The sequence below is a fragment of the Pseudomonas sp. yb_9 genome, from assembly GCF_043103635.1.
In the GTDB taxonomy this organism is placed as follows: Bacteria; Pseudomonadota; Gammaproteobacteria; order Pseudomonadales; family Pseudomonadaceae; genus Aquipseudomonas; species Aquipseudomonas monteilii.
Genome location: NZ_JBICKA010000095.1, coordinates 1 through 18,641, shown reverse-complemented (window position 1 = coordinate 18,641; position 18,641 = coordinate 1). Strand labels below are relative to the sequence as shown.

The following is an 18,641-nucleotide window of genomic DNA, read 5'->3' as shown; positions in this document are numbered from 1 at the left end:
GTCAGGCCTCCTGCTTCTTCAGCATGGCCAGGCTCAGGCCGGTGAACGCGGCAAAGAAGCCCAGCAGGATCAGGCACTGCGGCCACAGTTCGCGCAGGCCCAGTGCCTTGGTGAAGGTGCCGACCGCGATATCGAGGAAATAGCCCGCCGGGAACAGCTGGCCCATCACCGCCGCTGCGCCGTCCAGCGACGAGCGTGGCACGATCAGCCCGGAAAACTGGATGGTTGGCAGGCTGGTGATGATCATGGTGCCCAGGATGGCCGCGATCTGGGTGCGGGTGAACGCCGAGATCAGCAGGCCCAGGCTGGTGGTGGCCAGCAGGTAGGCCACGCCCCCGCAGGCCAGGGCCAGCACGCTGCCCTTGAGCGGCACGGCGAACAGCCAGCGGTTCATCGCCACCAGCAGCGCCAGGTTGACCAGGCTTACGGCCAGGTAGGGCATCTGCTTGCCCAGCAGGAACTCCAGGCGCGTGAGGGGGGTGGCATAGAAGTTGGTGATGGAGCCCAGCTCTTTCTCGCGGACGATGCCCAACGCAGTAAGCATGGCCGGGATGAAGGCCAGGATCAGTGCCATCACGCCCGGGCCGATGGCATTCACGCTGACCACGTCCTGGTTGTAGCGAAAACGCGTTTCCAGGCGCACCAGGTCCTGCCGTGCCTGCGGCGGTGGGCTGGCCCTTGCCAATTGCTCCAGGTTGGCCTGGTGCACGGCTTCCACGTAGTTGCGGCTGGTTTCCGCCCGGAACGGCATGCCGCCGTCGAGCCAGGCGGCCACCACCGGCTGGCGCCCGGCATACAGGTCACGCCCAAAACCGGGAGGAATCTCCAGCGCCAGTTTGATTTCCGAGCGTTGCAGGCGCTGGTGCATTTCGCGGCTGTCGCGGATCGGCGCCTGCTCGGCGAAATACCGTGAGCCACGGAAGGCCTCGAGGTACGCCCGGCTTTGCGGGCTCTGGTCCTGGTCGTGCACAGCAAAGGCAAGGTTTTCCACATCCAGCGAAATGCCGTAGCCGAAGATCACCATCATGAACAGCGCACCCAGCAGGGCGAAGGCCAGGCGTACCTTGTCGCGCAGCAGCTCCTTGCCCTCGCGGCTGGCCACCGCCAGCAGGCGGCGCAGGCTGAAGCCCTGGCGCAGCGGCGGCGCGGCCGTGGCGGCCTGCTCCAGCACAGCGTTGTCCGTGGCTTGTGGTGCCAGCTCCTGGGCTTGCTCCAGGCAGCGAACGAATGCGTCTTCCAGGGTGACGCCGTGGTACTGGCGCTGCAAGGCATCCGGTGTGTCGCAGGCCAGTACCCGTCCGGCATGCATCAGCGAGATGCGGTCGCAGCGCTGGGCTTCGTTCATGAAGTGAGTGGAAAGGAAAATGGTCACGCCCTGCTCGCGGGACAGCTCTACCAGCAGGCGCCAGAAGTCGTCGCGGGCGGCCGGGTCGACGCCAGAGGTCGGCTCGTCGAGGATCAATACTTCCGGGCGGTGCAGCACCGCCACCGCCAACGACAGGCGCTGACGCAGGCCAAGGGGCAGGGCGCCGGACGGTTGGTCGGCGATAGCGGTAAGGTCGAAGCGCTCTATCAATTCGTCGATGCGCTGGGCGCTTTCGGCTTTGGGCAGGTCGAACAGGCGGGCATGCAAGGCCAGGTTTTGCCGGGTGCTGAGCTCGCCATACAGCGAGAAACTCTGCGACATGAAACCGACCCGCTTGCGCGTGGCCAGGTCGCTGGCGTCCACCGGGCGCCCCAGCAGGCTGGCGTTGCCCTCGCTGGCCGGCATCAGGCCGGTCAGCACTTTCATGGTGGTGGTCTTGCCGCAGCCGTTGGAGCCGAGGAAGCCGAAGATCTCCCCACGGCCGATGGCGAAGCTGACCTTGTTCACCGCTGTGAAGTCGCCAAAGCGCAGGGTCAGGTCGTGGGCCTCGATGGCGATCTGGCCGTCCTTGGCCTCACGCGGCGGGATGGTCAGGGGTTGATGCTGCGCCTTGCCTGCGCCCTGGTAGTGGGTGAAGGCATCGTCCAGCTTGCCACTGGGAGTGGCTGCGGCCAGCTCATGGCTGGGGCCTGCGGCCAGCAGGCGGCCGCCATCGAGCATCAGGCAATGTTCGAATTGTTCGGCCTCTTCCATGTAGGCGGTGGCCACCAACAGTGTCAGCTGGGGGCGTTGTGCGCGCACCTGTTCGACCAGCTCCCAGAAGCGCCGCCGCGACAACGGGTCGACGCCAGTGGTCGGCTCGTCGAGGATCAGCAGGTCCGGTTCGTGGATCAACGCGCAGCACAGGCCCAGCTTCTGCTTCATGCCGCCTGACAGCTTGCCGGCCGGCCGCTCGGCAAAGCGCTGCAGGTCGGTGGCTTGCAGCAGGTTGGCCATACGCTGCTCGCACTCGCGCCGACCCAGCCCGAACAGGGTGGCGAAAAAGCGGATGTTCTCGCTGATCGACAGTTCCGGGTACAGGTTGTTGCCAAGCCCCTGCGGCATGAACGCCACTTTCGGGTACAGCGCAGCCCGATGACGGCGCTGGCGGATCGAGCCGCCCAGCACCTGCAACTCGCCCTGTTGCAGGCGCTTCACGCCGGCGATCAGCCCAAGCAGGGTCGATTTGCCCGCGCCATCAGGGCCGATCAGTGCGCAGCGGGTACCGGCAGGCAGGCTGAAACCCAGTGTATGCAGGGCTGTCAGGTCGCCATAGCGGTGGCTGATACCCTCGGCCAGCAGTGCCGGGGCGTTCATTGCAGGTTGGCCGGCCAGTCCACCTCAGCCGTGCGCACGTAGCCGGCGCCAGGCATGCCCGGTTTGGCCTGCGGCACGGTGCCCGGATCGGTCAGGCGCAGTTTTACCCGGAACACCAGCTTCTGCCGCTCGTCGCGGGTTTCCACCTGTTTGGGAGTGAACTGGGCCTTGGCCGCAACGAACGCCACTTTCGCCGGCAGGGCACGTTCGGGTAGGGCGTCGAGCACGATCCGCGCCTGGTCGCCTACCGTCAGCCGGCCGCTGGTGGAAGCCGGGAGGTACAGGTTCATGTACTGGTCGCTGGGGTCGATCAGCATCAGCACGCGGCCGCCAGCACCCAGCACTTCACCGGGCTCGGCCAGGCGCAACTGGATAATGCCGTCGATGGGCGCACGCAGGCTGCTGTCGTCGATTTCACTGGTGAGCTGGGCCACCTGGGCTTCGGCGGCGCCGATGGCGGCCTTGATTGCTGCCAGCTGGGCGCGGGCCGCGACCACGGCCGAGTTGGCCGTGTCGAAGCGCGCCTGCTGTTGGTCGAGCAATTGCTGACTGGCGTACTTGCGCTGGAAAATTTCGCGCACGCGCTTGAGTTCCTGGCTGGCCAGCAGCAATTCGCTCTGGCGCAACTGTACGGACGCCTGGGCCGCTGCGTAGTTTTCCCGGGCGCGCAGCACTTCGGCCTCGGCCTGGGTGCGCTGGGCCTCCATGGTGCGGGTGTCGATACGTGCCAGTAACTGGCCGCGGGTGACCTTGTCGCCTTCGTCGACCAGCACTTCGGCCAGGCGACCGGGAATTTTGCTGGCGATCTGCACTTCGGTGGCCTCCAGGCGGCCATTTCCCATGCTCAGGCCTTCGGGCAACTGATCGTGAAGCGATTTCCAGTACCCCAGCCCACCGGCTGTTGCCAGCAGGGCGATCAGTGCGGTGGCGAAGATTCTGGGGGCGTATCGGTTCATCGTTCTGCATCCTTGCGGTCATGCACGCCACATCATGGCGCGCGGCCCTGTATGGCGTGTTGATATCGGTCAAACCCTTGACCTTAGCTGCACATTCAACGCAACGCGACAATCACCGCCCATTGTTCGGGTGTTACCGGCATCACCGACAGGCGGCTGCCTTTTTGCACCAGCGGCAACTCGGCCAGGCCGGCTTGTTGTTTCAGCCAGCCCAGCTCCAACACCCGAGGCAGGGTTTGCACATGGGCCACATCCACTGCGCTCCACGGGTTTTTCTCGGGCGTGGCCTTGGCATCGTAATAGTGGCTTTGCGGGTCCAGTGCGGTCGGGTCGGGGTAGGCCGCGCGGGTGATCCTGGCAATACCGGCGATGCCCGGTTGCGGGCAGCTGGAGTGGTAGAAGAAAAATTCGTCACCCACGCTCATGGCCCGCAGGAAATTACGCGCCTGATAGTTGCGCACGCCGTCCCAGCGCGCTTCGCCCAAGCGGCCGAGGGCTTCGATGGAGAGCTCGTCGGGCTCGGATTTCATCAGCCAATAGGCCATGGAGGTTGCTCCTGAAAAGGTTTGAAATAACCTGTTGCACGAAACCGACAGCCGGTTGGCGTCAAGGTTTGCGTGCGGACGCAGGTTGTCGGAAAATGCGCCCCGTTTAAAGCGCTATGCGCTGGCGATTCCCAGAAAATCGCCGCGCACTGAACAGTTTGCCTGGGGGGCAATCTTCGATGAATCAACGTAAAAAGCCGGATCTGCTGTGGATCCTGGTGTTCATTTTTGGCCTGGGTGTGGTCACTACCGGTTATGCGCAAGGGTTCTGGGAGCGTAAGCTGGACAACGCCTACCAGATGCCGGTCGACGCCAGCCAGCCACAACAACGTTGATGCCCTCGCTGGCGCCGCTCAACGCGGCGCCAGGTACCAGCCACGGTCCGAGACCGTCCCCTGCAGCGGTACATCCCAGCTGGCCTGCGCCAGCCGCTCGACCTTCTGGCATTCATGCGCCAGCCCCAGCAGCAAAGGCTTCTTCCAGGTGTTGCGACGCCCTTGGTAGGCCAGGCTGCGATCATAAAAGCCGCCGCCCATGCCCAGGCGCCCGCCCACTTCATCGAAACCGACCAGCGGCAGCAGGATCAGGTCCAGCGCCCAGATCGGCCGTTGGCGCTTGCGGTCGGTGACCGGTTCAGGAATACGGAAACGGTTGGGCTTGAGCTTTTCGCCCTGCTCGAAACGCTGGAACACCATGCGCGTACGTGGCCAGGCGTGCAGCACCGGCAGGTAGGTGCGCTTGCCGCGGCGCTGAGCTTCGCGCAGCAGCAGGCCGGGGTCGATTTCGCCGTCGTTGGGCAAATACAAGGCAATGTGCCGAGCGCGGCGGAACAGCGGGTGTTGCGCCAGTTGGCGGTACAGGCCGAGGGTGGCCTGGCGTTGCTGGGCAGGGGTAAGGGCGCGGCGGGCGTTGCGAAGCAGGCGACGGAGCTGGGGGCGGGTGAGCGGCGCGGTGTCGGTCATGGCACGGGCGATCCCAGAAGTGATGGCCGACATTGTCGGCCAAAACGAATTGCCCGCCAGAAGGGGCGGGCAAGAAAATTCAGGCTCCCCGATAAGACCGCTATCGGTGTAGCCCTTGAACCCGAAAGTTCAAGGTGGAGATTGCAGGGGGCGTTAAGGCTTTCCGTCGGGCGGACATGCACACCGGCCCCAGCGTGCAACCCCCGTGGTTGTGCGTATCGGCTCAGGGACATAACCGACTGGCGCATCCCCCAGGGAGTGGCGCCAGTATACCAATGTCAGCCGATTTTGGTACCCGTGTCGTCGGACAGCGCCTGATCGACCCGCTCCAGCAGGTCGCGCACCTGTTCGCGGGTGGTGCCGCCGGCCGGCGCTTCATTGCGGTCTTCCTGGCGGTGCAGCATCTCGTGGGTAATGTTCAAGGCCGCCATCACCGCGATACGGTCGGCGCCAATCACCTTGCCGCTGCTGCGGATCTCGCGCATCTTGCCGTCCAGGTAGCGGGCGGCGCTGACCAGGTTGTTGCGCTCTTCCGGCGGGCAGATGATCGAGTATTCCTTGTCGAGGATCTGCACGGTGACGCTATTGCTTGAACTCATGAGTCTTGCTCCAGAGCCTTGAGGCGTAAAATCATCGACTCGACTTTGCGCTTGGCGATCTCGTTCTTTTCGATGAGGTGGGCGCGCTCTTCGCGCCAGGATTTTTCCTGCGCTACTAGGAGTGCATTTTGCCGTTTTAGTTGCTCGACGCGTTCGATCAGCAACTCGAATCGGCTCATCAGTGCCTGCAGGTCGTTCTCTTGCGTGGGTTGCACTCGATTCGCTCCGTCGTTGAGTCACCTGGCGATGATGCCTCTCCCTGGGCGCCGACGGCCAGTGCCGATGGTCTTGGCGCGCCTGCCGGTGCTAGGATACAAGGTCTCCATTCTAGTCATTGCGCCGTCTGGCGCCTAGCTGCCCATGCCCAATACCCAATCGCCCTACATCGCCTTCGCCATGCTGCTTTCGAGCAATGGCCACCCTGTTACCCCGGCCGAGCTGCACGGCCTGCTGATCGGCCGCAGCTGCGCCGGTGCCGGCTTTGACGCCGACAGCTGGCTGGCCGATGCCGCCCAGCTGCTGGAAACCGAGCCCGGTGATACCGTGCGCAACGCTCTGGTCGGCCTGCAGGAAATGGTCAAGGGCGAGCTCACCAGCGACGACATGGCCATCGTCCTGCTGTTGCCTTCCGACGACGCCGCACTGAGCGACCGCGCCACCGCGCTGGGCCAGTGGTGCCAGGGCTTCATTACCGGTTTTGGCCTGAATGCCGGTGGCAAGGACCTGTCCGACGAGGCCAAGGAAGTGCTGCAGGACCTGGTGGCCATTTCCCAGGTGCAGGAAGCGCTCGAAGAGTCCGAAGACGGCGAGAGCGACTACATGGAAGTCATGGAATACCTGCGCGTGGCACCGCTGTTGCTGTTCTCCGAGCTGGCCAAGCCGGCCGCACCCGCGCCCAAGCCATCGCTGCACTGATCAACCGGGGGTAGTCTGCCCATGAGCCACATTCCCAAGGCCGAGTATGCCCGTCGGCGCAAGGCGCTGATGGCGCAGATGGTCCCCAACAGTATCGCCATCCTGCCCGCCGCCGCCGTTGCCATCCGCAACCGCGACGTCGAGCACGTGTACCGCCAGGACAGCGATTTCCAGTACCTCAGCGGCTTCCCGGAGCCGGAGGCAGTGATTGCGTTGATCCCCGGGCGTGAGCACGGCGAGTACGTGCTGTTTTGCCGTGAACGCAACCCCGAGCGCGAGTTGTGGGACGGCCTGCGGGCCGGCCAGGAAGGCGCCGTGCGCGATTTTGGCGCCGACGATGCTTTCCCCATCACCGACATCGACGAGATTCTGCCGGGCCTGATCGAAGGCCGCGAGCGGGTGTACAGCGCCATGGGCAGCAATGCCGAGTTCGACCGCCGGCTGATGGACTGGATCAACGTGATCCGCTCCAAGGCCCGGCTGGGCGCGCAGCCGCCGAACGAGTTCGTTGCGCTGGATCATCTGCTGCACGACATGCGCCTGTATAAATCGGCGGCGGAAGTAAAGGTGATGCGCGCAGCGGCAGACATTTCGGCACGGGCTCATGTGCGGGCCATGCAGGCCTGCCGGGCCGGGCTGCACGAATACAGCCTGGAAGCCGAGCTGGACTACGAATTCCGCAAAGGCGGGGCGAAGATGCCGGCCTACGGCTCGATCGTCGCGGCCGGGCGCAACGGCTGCATCCTGCACTATCAGCAGAACGACGCCCCGCTCAAGGATGGCGACCTGGTGCTGATTGACGCCGGCTGCGAAATCGACTGCTACGCCAGTGACATCACGCGCACCTTCCCGGTTAGCGGGCGTTTTTCGCCCGAGCAGAAGGCCATCTACGAGCTGGTGCTCAAGGCACAGGCGGCGGCCTTTGCCGAAATTGCCCCCGGCAAGCACTGGAACCACGCGCATGAGGCGACCGTGCGGGTGATTACCGAGGGCCTGGTGGCGCTGGGCCTGCTCACCGGTGAGGTGCAGGCGCTGATCGACAGTGAGGCCTACCGCGCCTTCTACATGCACCGTGCCGGGCATTGGCTGGGCATGGATGTGCATGATGTGGGCGAGTACAAAGTGGGCGGCGAGTGGCGGGTGCTGGAGCCCGGCATGGCGCTGACCGTCGAGCCAGGCATCTACATTGGCGCCGACAATCAGGCCGTGGCCAAAAAATGGCGCGGCATTGGTGTAAGGATCGAGGACGACGTGGTGGTGACCAGGCAAGGTTGTGAAATCCTGACTTCGGGCGTGCCGCGCACGGTTGCCGAGATCGAGGCGCTGATGCAGGCCGCCCGCAAGGACGCGGCATGAACCGGGTAAACCTGGCGATCATCGGTGGTGGGCTGGTCGGCGCAAGCCTGGCCCTGGCCCTGCAAGCCGGGGCCAAAGCGCGTGGCTGGAAGATCCTGCTGATCGAACCGTTCGCCCCCGGCGACAGCTTCCAGCCCAGCTACGATGCGCGCTCTTCGGCGTTGTCGTTCGGCACCCAGCAGATCTACCAGCAGCTGGGCCTGTGGCAGGCCATCGGTCAGCGTGCAGAGCCGATCCGTCAGATTCACGTGTCCGACCGTGGCCGCTTTGGCGCCACTCGCCTGGATGCCCTGGAAGAGGGCGTACCAGCATTGGGCTACGTGGTGGAAAACGCCTGGCTGGGCCAATGCCTGTGGCAGGGGCTGGACAGTGAGGTGGTGAGCTGGCGCTGCCCGGCGGAAGTCACCTCCATGCAGGCGATCGAGGGCGGTTACCGCCTGTGCTTGAACGACGATACCCAGCTGGAGTGCGACCTGGCGGTACTGGCCGACGGCGGCCGTTCCGGCCTGCGCGAGCAGCTGGGTATTCACGTACGCCACACGCCTTACCAGCAGAGCGCCCTGATCGCCAACATCACCCCGGGTGAAGCCCACGGCGGCCAGGCGTTCGAGCGTTTCACAGAAGAAGGCCCCATGGCCCTGCTGCCGCTGCCGGAAAACCGCTGCGCGCTGGTGTGGACACGCCAAGGCATGGACGCACGGCGCCTGGCCGACATCGACGAGCGTAGCTTCCTGCGTGAGCTGCAGGGCGTGTTTGGCTATCGCCTGGGCGCGTTGCGCCAGGTTGGCGCACGGCACCTGTACCCGCTGTCGCTGATCGAAGCCCAAGAGCAGGTGCGGCCGCACCTGGTGGTGCTGGGCAACGCCGCGCACAGCCTGCACCCCATTGCCGGCCAGGGTTTCAACCTGTCGCTGCGCGATGTGCAGTCGCTGGCCGACGCGCTGCTGGCCGGGCCGCAGCAGCCTGGCGACCTGACCACGCTGCAGGCCTATCACCAGCGTCAGCGCCTGGACCAGGCCATGACCATCGGCTTTTCCGACCAGGTCACGCGCCTGTTCGGCAGCAACCAGCCGTTGCTCGCCGCCGGGCGTAACCTCGGCCTGCTCGGGCTCGACCTGCTGCCGCCGGCCAAAAGCTGGTTCGCCCGCCAGGCCATGGGCCTGGGTACGCGCCCCGATCCGCGGGGCCAGGCATGAGCAACCCTCGTAAACTGGCGCGCCGGGCGCGCATGCTGCGCTGGCTGCTGAACCTCTATCCACCTTACCTGGGCGCCGGGATCCGCGTGCAGCACATCAGCCCGGACATGCGCAGCGTCAAGGTAGCGATGAAGCTGACCCGCTGGAACCGCAATTATGTCGGTACGCAGTTCGGCGGCAGCCTGTATTCGATGGTCGACCCGTTTTACATGTTGCTGCTGATCGAGCAGTTGGGCCGCGATTACATCGTCTGGGACAAGGCCGCCAGCATCGATTTCATCTCGCCGGGCAAAGGCCCGGTGTATGCCGAATTCCACGTCGATGACGCGCTGCTGGACGACATTCGCCAGCAGACCGCCACCGGCAAGAAGTGCCTGCCGCGTTTGCAGGTCGATATCCGCGATGGTGCCGGCGAACTGGTCGCGCGGGTCGATAAAACCCTATACGTGCGGCTCAAGCCGCAAGCGAGGCTGGCGTAAGGCATGGAAATGCGCGCAGATCTGTTGATTGTCGGTGCCGGTATGGTCGGCAGCGCCCTGGCCCTGGCATTGCGCCACAGTGGCCTGCAAATCCTCTTGCTCGATGGCGGGCCGCTCACGGTCAAGCCATTCGATGCCCAAGCCCCGTTCGAGCCGCGTGTCAGTGCGCTTTCGGCGGCCAGCCAGCGCATTCTCGAACGCCTTGGCGCCTGGGACGGCATTGCCCAACGGCGTGCCACACCGTATTCCGACATGCATGTGTGGGACGGCAGTGGCACTGGGCAGATTCATTTCTCGGCCGCCAGTGTGCATGCACAGGTGCTCGGCCATATCGTCGAGAACCGGGTGGTGCAGGACGGCCTGCTGGAGCGCCTGCACGACAGTGACGTAGGCCTGTTGCCCAACGCCCGGCTGGAGCAGCTGCGTCGTTCCGGCGATGAGTGGCTGCTGACCCTGGCCGACGGCCGCCAGCTGCGTGCGCCGCTGGTGATCGCGGCCGACGGCGCCAATTCGGCCGTGCGACGCCTGGCCGGCTGCGAAACCCGCGAGTGGGATTACCTCCACCACGCCATCGTGACCAGCGTGCGTTGCAGCGCCGGGCACCAGGCCACGGCCTGGCAGCGCTTTACCGATGAGGGGCCACTGGCATTCCTGCCGTTGACCCGCGATGGCCAGCAGGACTGGTGCTCGATTGTGTGGTCGACCACGCCGGAGCATGCCGAGCAGCTGATGGCGCTGGATGAAGCGGCCTTCTTGCGGGCCCTTGAGCGGGCGTTCGAGGGGCGGCTGGGTGACGTGTTGCAGGCCGACCCACGGGTGTGCGTGCCGCTGCGTCAGCGCCATGCCAAGCGCTATGTGGATGAGGGCTTGGCGTTGATCGGCGATGCCGCGCACACCATTCACCCGCTGGCCGGGCAGGGTGTGAACCTGGGCTTCCTGGATGCTGCGGTGCTGGCCGAGGTGCTGGTCAATGCCTGCGCGCGTGGTGAGCGGCTGGCAGATGTGAAGGTGTTGAGCCGTTACGAGCGGCGGCGCATGCCGCACAACCTGGCGTTGATGGCGGCCATGGAAGGTTTTGAGCGGTTGTTCCAGGCTGATCCGCTGCCGTTGCGCTGGTTGCGTAACAGTGGGTTGAAACTGGTGGAGAAGATGCCGGAGGCCAAGGCGGTGTTTGTGCGCCAGGCGCTGGGTTTGAGTGGGGACCTGCCGGATTTGGCCAAGGCTTGAGATTGCTGGGGCCGCAAAGCGGCCCCCTCTGCAACATCCGGTAACGGCTAGGTAGATGAGCCAGAAAATGGGATTCACTACCATTTGCACCTCTCATACGATCCGAGGAGTGCTTCACATGTTGCCACGCAAGCCCCTACTGGCCGCTCTGGCCCTGACCCTGTTCGGCGGCACCGCCCAAGCGGCGGACGAAGTGGTGGTGTACTCCTCGCGCATCGACGAGCTGATCAAGCCGGTGTTCGATGCCTATACCGCCAAGACCGGGGTCAAGATCAAGTTCATCACCGACAAGGAAGCCCCGCTGATGCAGCGCATCAAGGCCGAGGGCGACAACGGCGTGGCCGACCTGTTGCTGACCGTCGACGCCGGCAACCTGTGGCAGGCCGAGCAGATGGGCATCCTGCAGCCGATCAAGTCCGACATCATCGACCAGAACATCCCGTCGCAGTACCGCGCCTCGTCCCATGACTGGACCGGCCTGAGCCTGCGCGCGCGCACCATCATCTACTCCACCGAGCGGGTCAAACCCGAAGAACTGAGCACCTACGAAGCCCTGGCCGACAAACAGTGGGAAGGCCGCCTGTGCCTGCGCACGGCGAAGAAGGTGTACAACCAGTCGCTCACCGCCACCCTGATCGAAACCCATGGCGAGGCCAAGACCGAGCAAATCGTCAAAGGCTGGGTCAACAACCTGTCCACCGACGTGTTCTCCGATGACAACGCGGTGATCCAGGCCATCGAAGCCGGCCAGTGCGACGTGGGCGTGGTCAACACTTACTACTACGGCCGCCTGCACAAGCAGAACCCGAAGCTGCCGGTGAAGATCTTCTGGCCCAACCAGGGAGACCGTGGCGTGCATGTGAACCTGTCGGGTATCGGCCTGACAAAGCACGCGCCGCACCCGGAAGCCGCGAAAAAGCTGGTGGAATGGATGACCGGTGAAGAAGCGCAGAAACTGTTTGCCGACATCAACCAGGAATTCCCGGCCAACCCGAAGGTGAAGCCATCGGAGGAAGTGGCCGCCTGGGGCAGCTTCAAGGCCGATACCATTCCGGTGGAAATTGCCGGCAAGCGCCAGGCTGAAGCCATTCGTCTGATGGATCGGGCTGGTTACAACTAAGCGCCAGGCTTTATCCTTTCGGGGCCCGCAAGGGCCCTTTCGCGGGCAAGCCCGCTCCCACAGGAACTGCACAGAGTCCAAACCTTGTGCGGTCCCTGTGGGAGCGGGCTTGCCCGCGAACGACCGCAAAGCGGTCGCAAACCAGCCACAGAGACATTGAACTTGCCCCACACCCCCCAACGCCGCTGGTACCTCCCGGTCTCCCTGATCGCCGCCCTGGTGCTGTTGCCCCTGAGCGTCCTGCTACTGTCCTGGCAGTCGATCGATACGCAGATCTGGTCGCACCTGCTCGACACCCAGATGACCCGCCTGCTCAGCAACACGCTGACGCTGGTGGTGGGCGTCGGCATCGGCGTCACCGTGCTGGGCGTCAGCCTCGCCTGGCTCACCAGCCTCTGCGAGTTCCCCGGCCGGCGCTGGCTGGACTGGGCACTGATGCTGCCATTCGCCATCCCTGCCTATGTGCTGGCGTTCGTCTTCGTCGGCCTGCTGGATTTCGCCGGCCCGGTGCAAAGCGCCTTGCGCGAGGTATTCGGGCTCATGCGTTTGCCACGGGTGCGCTCCACTGGCGGGGTGATCATCGTCCTGGTGCTGGTGTTCTACCCCTATGTCTACCTGCTGGCGCGGACAGCCTTCCTGGCCCAGGGCAAGGGCCTGATGGAAGCGGCACGGGTATTGGGGCTGTCACCGGTGCAAGCGTTCTGGCGCGTGGCCCTGCCCATGGCACGGCCAGCCATCGGTGCCGGCATCGCCCTGGCCTTGATGGAAACGTTGGCCGACTTCGGCGCGGTGGCGGTGTTCAACTTCGACACCTTCACCACCGCTATCTACAAAACCTGGTACGGCTTCTTCAGCCTGTCCAGTGCTGCCCAGTTGGCCAGCCTGCTGTTGCTGGCCGTTATGTTGGTGCTGTACGGCGAGCGGCGTGCCCGGGGGGCCAGCCGCAGCGGCAACGAACGGCCACGGGGGCAGGCGTTGTACCACCTGCGTGGGCTCAAGGCACTGCTGGCCAGCGGCTGGTGCCTGCTGGTGTTCGCCTGCGCCTTCGTCATCCCGCTGCTGCAGCTGCTGGCGTGGTTCTGGCAACGTGGCCGACACGACCTGGACGAGCGTTATGTTGGCCTGGTATTGCACACCCTGTACCTGGGTGGCATGGCGGCGCTGGTCACGGTGTGCGTCGCGCTGGTGCTGGCCTTTGCCCGGCGCCAGGCGCCGACCGGCGGCATTCGCGCCGGAGTCGGCCTGGCCAACCTGGGCTATGCCTTGCCGGGCTCGGTGCTGGCGGTGTCGATCATGTTGGCCTTCAGCTACCTCGATAACCACCTGGTGATCCCGCTGTCCAGCTGGTTGGGCGGGGCCAGCAAGCCGCTGTTGCTGGGCAGCCTCTCGGCGCTGCTGCTGGCCTACCTGGTGCGTTTCATCGCCGTGGCCTACGGGCCACTGGAGAGCAGCCTGGAGCGCATACGCCCGTCGCTGCCCGAGGCGTCCCGCAGCCTGGGCGTCGGTGGCGCGAGATTGTTTTTCAAGGTGTATCTACCGTTGTTGGTACCGGGCGCGCTCAGTGCCGCGCTGTTGGTGTTCGTCGATGTGCTCAAGGAAATGCCGGCCACCTTGCTGATGCGACCGTTCGGCTGGGACACCCTTGCCGTCCGGGTGTTCGAGATGACCAGCGAGGGCGAGTGGGCACGTGCCTCGCTGCCAGCATTGACGCTGGTGCTGGTGGGGCTGCTGCCGGTCATCGGCCTGATCCGCCGTTCGGCGCGTCGACCCGGTCACAGTCACTGAGGGTGCCAGCTTGCGGCCTTGCGGCTACAATGCGCGGCATTCGCGCGGCGGGTCTTTACAACAAGAGCTGACGACCAACGTCATCGACCGCCGCCGCTTCGCCACGCCCGGAAGGAGAAACCCATGGGACAGCGCACGCTTTTGTATGACCTGCACCTGGCGCTAGGCGCCAAAACGGTCGATTTCGGTGGCTGGGACATGCCCCTGCACTATGGCTCGCAGGTCGAGGAGCACCACCAGGTGCGCAGTGACTGCGGCGTTTTCGATGTTTCCCACATGACCGTGATCGACGTCGATGGCACCGATGCCTGCGTTTGGCTGCAGCGTTTGCTGGCCAACGACGTGGCCCGCCTCGACGACGTCGGCAAGGCACTGTACAGCCCGCTGCTCCACGAGCAGGGTGGGGTAATCGACGACTTGCTCGTCTACCGCATGGAAAACGGCTACCGCCTGGTCACCAATGCCGCCACCCGAGCCAAAGTGCTCGACTGGTTAGAGCAGCAGCGGGCCGGTTTCGCCGTGAACTTCCAGCCCCGTCCCGACCTTGCCATCCTCGCTATCCAAGGGCCGCATGCCCGCGAAAAGGTCGCCGCTTTGCTCAGCCCTGCACGCGCGGCCCTGATTCGTGAACTGCGCCCGTTTGAAGGCGTTGCCGAAGGCGACTGGTTCATTGCCCGCACCGGCTATACCGGTGAAGACGGCCTGGAGATCATCTTCCCGGGTGAGCAGGCCGTGGCTTTCTTCAACGACCTGGTCGGCGCCGGCATCGCGCCCAGCGGCCTCGGCGCCCGCGATACCCTGCGGCTGGAAGCCGGCATGAACCTGTACGGCCAGGATATCGATGAAACCCACACCCCGCTGACCTCCAACCTGGGCTGGAGCATCGCCTGGGAGCCGGCCGAGCGTGACTTCATCGGCCGCAGCGGCCTGCTGGCGGAAATCGAGCACGGCGTGAAGGAAAAACTGGTCGGCCTGGTGCTGGAAGAGCGCGGCGTTTTGCGTGCTCATCAGGTGGTGCGTGTATCAGGCATTGGCGAAGGGGAGATCACCAGTGGTAGTTTCTCGCCTACGCTGAGCAAGTCCATTGCCTTGGCGCGCGTACCCATGGCCACCGGTGACCGGGCCGAGGTGGAAATTCGCGGCAAGTGGTACCCGGTGCGGGTCGTCAAACCGACCTTCGTGCGCCACGGCAAGATCCTGATCTGAACCATTTTTAACCGGCGGGCGTACCGCTGAGCCAATCGAGGAATTCAAGACATGAGCAATATCCCCGCCGACCTGCGTTTTGCCGAAAGCCACGAGTGGGCTCGCCTGGAAGCCGATGGCACTGTGACCGTGGGCATCAGCGACCACGCCCAGCAAGCCCTGGGTGACGTGGTGTTCGTCGAGCTGGCCGAAGTTGGCAAGGTGTTCGCTGCAGGCGAGGCTGCTGGTGTGGTCGAGTCGGTGAAGGCCGCTTCGGACATTTACGCACCGATCGGTGGCGAAGTGATTGCGGTCAACGAAGAACTGGCCGACAGCCCGGAGCTGCTCAACGAAGAACCATACGAGTCGTGGATCTTCAAGCTGAAGCCAAGCAACCCGGCCGAGCTGGACAAGCTGCTGGATGCTGCCGGTTACGCCGCTGCTATCGGCGAGTAAGACCGCCTCGCCTGCTTCGCGGGCATGCCCGCTCCCACAGGGATAGCGCGTACCTCGGGCCTGCGCTTAACCTGTGGGAGCGGGCTCGCCCGCGAAGAGGCCGGAACAGGCAAAGCAAGATTCCCCGCAGAATCGGCAATCCTTCCTAGACTTATAAGTCTCCATGAGACCCGGTCTAGGAAGAGAGCGTCGTCATGTCACAGTCGCCATCCCTGCATCAACTGCAAGAGCTCAACCCTTTCCTGCGTCGCCACCTGGGCCCCGATGCCGCAGAGCAGCAGGCCATGCTCAACGCGCTGGGTATTGCCACCCGCAGTGAGCTGATCGAGCAGACCGTCCCCCCCGACATCCGCCTCAACCGCCCCCTCGACCTGCCGCCAGCGTTGGACGAACAGGCCGCCCTGGCCAAACTCGCCGCCTACGCCGAACAGAACCAGGTGTGGACCAGCCTGATCGGCATGGGCTACCACGGTACCATCACCCCCACGGTCATCCTGCGCAACGTGCTGGAAAACCCCGGCTGGTACACCGCCTACACACCGTATCAACCCGAAATCGCCCAAGGCCGCCTGGAGGCGCTGCTGAACTTCCAGCAAATGGTCATCGATCTGACCGGTCTGGCGCTGGCCAATGCCTCGCTGCTCGACGAAGCCACCGCTGCCGCCGAAGCCATGGCCCTGGCCAAGCGGGTGGCGCGTAACAAGAGCAACGCCTTCTTTGCCGACGAGCACTGCCACCCGCAAACCCTGTCGGTGCTGAAGACCCGCGCCGAAGGCTTTGGCTTCGAGCTGATCGTCGATGCTGTGGATAACCTTGGCAAACACGCGGTGTTCGGCGCTTTGTTGCAGTACCCCGACACCCACGGCGAGGTGCGCGACCTGCGCCCGCTGATCGACCTGTTGCACGGCCAGCAAGCGCTGGCCTGCGTGGCCGCCGACCTGCTCAGCCTGGTCGTGCTGGCACCGCCCGGCGAGCTGGGGGCCGATGTGGTACTGGGCTCGACCCAGCGCTTTGGCGTGCCGATGGGCTACGGCGGCCCTCACGCGGCTTACTTCGCCTGCCGCGACGATTACAAGCGGGCCATGCCGGGGCGCATCATTGGCGTGTCGCGCGATGCCCGTGGCAACACCGCGCTGCGCATGGCCCTGCAAACCCGCGAGCAGCATATCCGCCGCGAGAAGGCCAATTCCAACATTTGCACGGCCCAGGTGCTGCTGGCCAACATTGCCGGCTTCTATGCGGTGTACCACGGCCCCGAAGGCCTGCAACGCATCGCCCAGCGTGTGCATCGACTGACCTTTATCCTAGCGGCAGGGCTTGAGGCCAAAGGCATCAAGCGCCTCAATCAGCATTTCTTCGACACCCTAACCCTGGAGGTTGGTGGGGCCCAGGCGGCCATCATCGAAAGCGCCGAAGCGGCGCAGATCAACTTGCGTATTCTCGGACGCGGGCACCTGGGCGTGAGCCTGGACGAAACCTGTAACGAACAGACGGTGCTGCGCCTGCTCGACATCTTTCTGGGGGTGGATCACGGCCTGGAAATCGCCGCCCTTGACCAGTTGACCCTGCCCGAGGGCATCCCCGCCAATCTGGTACGGCGCACACCGTTCCTCGCTCATCCGGTGTTCAACCAGCACCACAGCGAAACCGAGATGCTGCGCTACCTCAAACAGCTGGAGAACAAGGACTTGGCGCTGAACCAGTCGATGATCCCGCTGGGTTCCTGCACCATGAAGCTCAACGCTACCAGCGAGATGATCCCCATCACCTGGCCCGGTTTTGCCCAACTGCACCCGTTTGCCCCGGCAGGCCAGGCCACGGGCTACAAGGCGATGATCGACGAGCTGGAAAGCTGGTTGTGCGCGATTACCGGTTTCGATGCCATCTGCATGCAGCCCAACTCCGGTGCCCAGGGTGAATACGCCGGCCTGATGGCCATTACCCGCTATCACCGCAGCCGCCATCAGCCACAGCGCACACTGTGCCTTATTCCCTCGTCAGCCCACGGCACCAACCCGGCTTCGGCGCAGATGGCCGGCATGGAGGTGGTGATCGTCGATTGCGACGACCATGGCAACGTCGACCTGGCCGACCTCAAAGCCAAGGCCCACGCAGCTGGCGAGCGCTTGTCGTGCCTGATGATCACTTACCCCTCGACCCACGGCGTGTACGAAGAAGGCATTCGGGAAATCTGCGAGGTGGTGCATCAGCACGGTGGCCAGGTGTACATGGACGGCGCCAACCTCAATGCCCAGGTGGGCCTGGCGCGCCCGGCGGATATCGGGGCTGATGTTTCGCACATGAACCTGCACAAAACCTTCTGCATCCCCCACGGCGGTGGTGGCCCGGGCATGGGGCCGATCGGCATTCGCTCACACCTCAAGCCGTTTGTCGCCAGCCACCCGGTGGTGCCGGTGCCTGGCCTGGACCCGAACAACAGCGCGGTCAGCGCCGCCCCTTGGGGCAGCGCGAGCATCCTGCCGATCAGCTGGATGTACATCGCCATGATGGGGCCGCAGTTGGCTGATGCGAGCGAGGTGGCCATTCTCTCAGCCAATTACCTGGCCTGCCAGCTGGGCAGTGCCTTCCCGGTACTTTATCGCGGGCGCAACCAGCGCGTGGCGCACGAGTGCATTCTCGACCTGCGGCCGCTGAAAGCGCAGACCGGCATCAGTGAAGAGGATGTGGCCAAGCGCCTGATGGACTATGGCTTCCATGCCCCGACCATGTCATTCCCGGTGCCGGGCACGCTGATGGTGGAGCCGACCGAGAGTGAATCGAAGGCCGAGCTGGACCGGTTTGTCGAGGCGATGCTGGCGATTCGTGCAGAGATTGCCGAGGTGCAGGAGGGCAACTGGCCGGCGGAGGATAATCCGCTCAAGCATGCGCCGCATACGCTGGAAGATGTGTTGGGGGTGTGGGATCGGTCGTATAGCTTGGCGCAGGCGGTGGCGCCCAGTGCACATGTGCGCCAGCACAAGTATTGGCCGGCGGTGAACCGGGTCGACAACGTGTATGGGGACAGGAATTTGTTCTGTTCTTGTGTGCCGGTGGAAGCTTACCGCTGAGATTGGTGGTGGATTCTTCGCGGGCAAGCCCGCTCCCACAGGATATCTACTGCTGCAGACCCAGTAGATA

The 18,641-nt window shown here is 64.6% G+C and carries 17 protein-coding genes and 1 other RNA gene; 11 read left to right on the top strand and 7 right to left on the bottom strand.

Translation table 11 applies throughout. The features are described 5' to 3' along the window. Position 1: 1 nt before the first annotated feature. The 3 genes from rbbA to ACF8MI_RS23450 all read right to left on the bottom strand — a co-directional run bounded on the left by rbbA (position 2) and on the right by ACF8MI_RS23450 (position 4,223). Positions 2 to 2,722: a ribosome-associated ATPase/putative transporter RbbA gene (rbbA, locus tag ACF8MI_RS23460; RefSeq protein ID WP_200928895.1), complete on the bottom strand. Its 2,721-nt coding sequence runs from the start codon at positions 2,720 to 2,722 to the stop codon at positions 2 to 4. After that, entirely contained in the window at positions 2,719 to 3,678 is a 960-nt protein-coding gene (locus tag ACF8MI_RS23455; RefSeq protein WP_060498148.1) for an HlyD family secretion protein, read from the bottom strand. The genes rbbA and ACF8MI_RS23455 overlap by 4 nt, the downstream gene beginning before the upstream one ends. A gap of 95 nt (positions 3,679 to 3,773) precedes the next feature. After that, complete coding sequence (locus ACF8MI_RS23450; RefSeq protein ID WP_025752145.1) at positions 3,774 to 4,223, bottom strand: EVE domain-containing protein; 450 nt, start codon at positions 4,221 to 4,223, stop codon at positions 3,774 to 3,776. 179 nt (positions 4,224 to 4,402) lie between these two features. Here ACF8MI_RS23450 and ACF8MI_RS23445 point away from each other — a divergent pair, with 179 nt between their 5' ends. Then, positions 4,403 to 4,558 carry a hypothetical protein gene (locus tag ACF8MI_RS23445; RefSeq protein WP_164525190.1) on the top strand — a complete coding sequence of 52 codons (156 nt, stop codon included), beginning with the start codon at positions 4,403 to 4,405 and terminating at the stop codon, positions 4,556 to 4,558. An 18-nt stretch (positions 4,559 to 4,576) separates the two neighbouring features. On the opposite strand, the gene ACF8MI_RS23440 is transcribed toward ACF8MI_RS23445, so the two are convergent. From ACF8MI_RS23440 to ACF8MI_RS23425, 4 genes are all read right to left on the bottom strand, one after another. Further along, positions 4,577 to 5,185: a 5-formyltetrahydrofolate cyclo-ligase gene (locus ACF8MI_RS23440; protein ID WP_060498155.1), complete on the bottom strand. Its 609-nt coding sequence runs from the start codon at positions 5,183 to 5,185 to the stop codon at positions 4,577 to 4,579. An 81-nt stretch (positions 5,186 to 5,266) separates the two neighbouring features. Then, a non-coding RNA gene (ssrS, locus tag ACF8MI_RS23435) (6S RNA) lies at positions 5,267 to 5,446 on the bottom strand. A 17-nt stretch (positions 5,447 to 5,463) separates the two neighbouring features. Then, a complete protein-coding gene (locus ACF8MI_RS23430) occupies positions 5,464 to 5,784 on the bottom strand; it encodes a cell division protein ZapA (protein ID WP_019098106.1) in 321 nt (106 codons plus the stop codon). Beyond that, positions 5,781 to 5,963 (bottom strand): TIGR02449 family protein, encoded by a 183-nt coding sequence (locus ACF8MI_RS23425; protein ID WP_029886233.1) that lies wholly within the window; start codon positions 5,961 to 5,963, stop codon positions 5,781 to 5,783. Before ACF8MI_RS23425 ends, ACF8MI_RS23430 begins: the two co-directional genes overlap by 4 nt. Positions 5,964 to 6,144: 181 nt before the next feature. On the opposite strand from ACF8MI_RS23425, the gene ACF8MI_RS23420 reads away from it, so the two are divergent. The 10 genes from ACF8MI_RS23420 (at position 6,145) to gcvP (ending at position 18,571) form a co-directional block, all read left to right on the top strand. Then, a complete protein-coding gene (locus ACF8MI_RS23420; RefSeq protein ID WP_060498147.1) occupies positions 6,145 to 6,699 on the top strand; it encodes a YecA family protein in 555 nt (184 codons plus the stop codon). 21 nt (positions 6,700 to 6,720) lie between these two features. After that, entirely contained in the window at positions 6,721 to 8,055 is a 1,335-nt protein-coding gene (gene pepP, locus ACF8MI_RS23415) for a Xaa-Pro aminopeptidase (protein WP_060498146.1), read from the top strand. Further along, entirely contained in the window at positions 8,052 to 9,251 is a 1,200-nt protein-coding gene (ubiH, locus tag ACF8MI_RS23410) for a 2-octaprenyl-6-methoxyphenyl hydroxylase (protein ID WP_060498145.1), read from the top strand. Before pepP ends, ubiH begins: the two co-directional genes overlap by 4 nt. Further along, positions 9,248 to 9,730, top strand: a complete 483-nt coding sequence (locus tag ACF8MI_RS23405; protein ID WP_060498144.1) for a DUF4442 domain-containing protein — start codon at positions 9,248 to 9,250, stop codon at positions 9,728 to 9,730. Before ubiH ends, ACF8MI_RS23405 begins: the two co-directional genes overlap by 4 nt. A gap of 9 nt (positions 9,731 to 9,739) precedes the next feature. Then, positions 9,740 to 10,957, top strand: a complete 1,218-nt coding sequence (locus ACF8MI_RS23400) for a 2-octaprenyl-3-methyl-6-methoxy-1,4-benzoquinol hydroxylase (protein WP_177337090.1) — start codon at positions 9,740 to 9,742, stop codon at positions 10,955 to 10,957. A gap of 118 nt (positions 10,958 to 11,075) precedes the next feature. Continuing rightward, on the top strand, positions 11,076 to 12,077 hold the full coding sequence (locus ACF8MI_RS23395) for an extracellular solute-binding protein (RefSeq protein WP_016712606.1): 1,002 nt from the start codon (positions 11,076 to 11,078) through the stop codon (positions 12,075 to 12,077). Positions 12,078 to 12,239: 162 nt separating this feature from the next. Then, positions 12,240 to 13,862 carry an iron ABC transporter permease gene (locus ACF8MI_RS23390; protein WP_200928893.1) on the top strand — a complete coding sequence of 541 codons (1,623 nt, stop codon included), beginning with the start codon at positions 12,240 to 12,242 and terminating at the stop codon, positions 13,860 to 13,862. A 123-nt stretch (positions 13,863 to 13,985) separates the two neighbouring features. Then, entirely contained in the window at positions 13,986 to 15,068 is a 1,083-nt protein-coding gene (gene gcvT, locus ACF8MI_RS23385) for a glycine cleavage system aminomethyltransferase GcvT (protein WP_060498141.1), read from the top strand. A 51-nt stretch (positions 15,069 to 15,119) separates the two neighbouring features. Further along, positions 15,120 to 15,503 (top strand): glycine cleavage system protein GcvH, encoded by a 384-nt coding sequence (gcvH, locus tag ACF8MI_RS23380; RefSeq protein ID WP_060498140.1) that lies wholly within the window; start codon positions 15,120 to 15,122, stop codon positions 15,501 to 15,503. Positions 15,504 to 15,697: 194 nt separating this feature from the next. Continuing rightward, positions 15,698 to 18,571, top strand: coding sequence for an aminomethyl-transferring glycine dehydrogenase (gene gcvP / locus ACF8MI_RS23375; protein WP_060498139.1), 2,874 nt, complete (start codon positions 15,698 to 15,700; stop codon positions 18,569 to 18,571). Positions 18,572 to 18,641: the final 70 nt, after the last annotated feature.

Bases quoted from the DNA above. Each gene is read 5' to 3' on its own strand.
- rbbA (WP_200928895.1), bottom strand. From the start codon at position 2,722: ATGAACGCCCCGGCACTGCTGGCCGAGGGTATCAGCCACCGCTATGGC.
- ACF8MI_RS23455 (WP_060498148.1), bottom strand. From the start codon at position 3,678: ATGAACCGATACGCCCCCAGAATCTTCGCCACCGCACTGATCGCCCTG.
- ACF8MI_RS23450 (WP_025752145.1), bottom strand. From the start codon at position 4,223: ATGGCCTATTGGCTGATGAAATCCGAGCCCGACGAGCTCTCCATCGAA.
- ACF8MI_RS23445 (WP_164525190.1), top strand. From the start codon at position 4,403: ATGAATCAACGTAAAAAGCCGGATCTGCTGTGGATCCTGGTGTTCATT.
- ACF8MI_RS23440 (WP_060498155.1), bottom strand. From the start codon at position 5,185: ATGACCGACACCGCGCCGCTCACCCGCCCCCAGCTCCGTCGCCTGCTT.
- ACF8MI_RS23430 (WP_019098106.1), bottom strand. From the start codon at position 5,784: ATGAGTTCAAGCAATAGCGTCACCGTGCAGATCCTCGACAAGGAATAC.
- ACF8MI_RS23425 (WP_029886233.1), bottom strand. From the start codon at position 5,963: ATGAGCCGATTCGAGTTGCTGATCGAACGCGTCGAGCAACTAAAACGG.
- ACF8MI_RS23420 (WP_060498147.1), top strand. From the start codon at position 6,145: ATGCCCAATACCCAATCGCCCTACATCGCCTTCGCCATGCTGCTTTCG.
- pepP (WP_060498146.1), top strand. From the start codon at position 6,721: ATGAGCCACATTCCCAAGGCCGAGTATGCCCGTCGGCGCAAGGCGCTG.
- ubiH (WP_060498145.1), top strand. From the start codon at position 8,052: ATGAACCGGGTAAACCTGGCGATCATCGGTGGTGGGCTGGTCGGCGCA.
- ACF8MI_RS23405 (WP_060498144.1), top strand. From the start codon at position 9,248: ATGAGCAACCCTCGTAAACTGGCGCGCCGGGCGCGCATGCTGCGCTGG.
- ACF8MI_RS23400 (WP_177337090.1), top strand. From the start codon at position 9,740: ATGCGCGCAGATCTGTTGATTGTCGGTGCCGGTATGGTCGGCAGCGCC.
- ACF8MI_RS23395 (WP_016712606.1), top strand. From the start codon at position 11,076: ATGTTGCCACGCAAGCCCCTACTGGCCGCTCTGGCCCTGACCCTGTTC.
- gcvT (WP_060498141.1), top strand. From the start codon at position 13,986: ATGGGACAGCGCACGCTTTTGTATGACCTGCACCTGGCGCTAGGCGCC.
- gcvH (WP_060498140.1), top strand. From the start codon at position 15,120: ATGAGCAATATCCCCGCCGACCTGCGTTTTGCCGAAAGCCACGAGTGG.
- gcvP (WP_060498139.1), top strand. From the start codon at position 15,698: ATGTCACAGTCGCCATCCCTGCATCAACTGCAAGAGCTCAACCCTTTC.